At 72.1% G+C, this 272-nt stretch carries 1 protein-coding gene; it reads left to right on the top strand.

Annotation, left to right across the window (positions count from 1 at the left end):
- Positions 1-36: 36 nt before the first annotated feature.
- Positions 37-272: beta-propeller fold lactonase family protein (locus AC0IYH_RS31635; RefSeq protein WP_471838200.1), on the top strand; the 236-nt coding region annotated here is incomplete at its 3' end.

Below are 272 nucleotides of genomic sequence, written 5' to 3'. Positions count from 1 at the left end.
CTGGTGTTCCACCCGACGCGGCCGATGGCGTATCTCTTGAGCGAACTCGCGTCGACGCTGACGGTGCTGCGGGTCGGCGGCGGCGGCGGGCTGACCGCCGAACGCAGCTTTCCGATGCTGCCGGCGGGAACGCAGACGGAGAGCCTGGGTGGCGCGATCGCGCTCAACGCGGAGGGCACGCGCCTCTACGCCAGCAACCGCGGCCACGACAGCATTGCGACCTTCGCCCTCGACGCGGTCGGCGACGTCACGCCGCTGGGGCACACCCCGAC

The sequence above is a fragment of the Pseudomonas sp. AC463 genome (assembly GCF_979253585.1).
The sequence above is the reverse complement of the archived record's forward strand: the minus strand, read 5'-3'. Positions and strand labels throughout refer to the sequence as shown.